This is a genomic window from Chryseobacterium sp. 27AL (assembly GCF_057815395.1).
Map to the genome: position 1 here is coordinate 1 of NZ_JBYRIW010000053.1, position 296 is coordinate 296.

Below are 296 nucleotides of genomic sequence, written 5' to 3' on the forward strand. Positions count from 1 at the left end.
GAACGTTTACAGGCTCTTGAGCTGTTGGATCATTGTTGCCATAATGATCTGCTGTTGTATGACCGTGGTTTTGCTTCATTCGATTTCTTTCATCAGCATCACAAAAGAAATCTTAACTACCTTATGCGCGTAAGGGTAGGTTTAAACCAAACCATAAAAGATTTTGTCAAAAAGCGGAAAATCCTGTATGATAACAGACCTTAAACCTTCTCCTACCGTAGATCTGTCAGGAAAAGATTATAGCAAAGACTATACTCTTAAGGTAAGATTACTGCGTGTCGTATTGGATAATGGCA

General features: G+C 38.2%; 1 protein-coding gene. It reads left to right on the plus strand.

The window, feature by feature from the left end; all coding sequences use genetic code 11:
- On the plus strand, positions 1–204 hold a 204-nt coding region (locus tag AC3WV0_RS18155; protein ID WP_488847491.1), incomplete at its 5' end, for a hypothetical protein.
- Between the last annotated feature and the right edge of the window lie 92 nt (positions 205–296).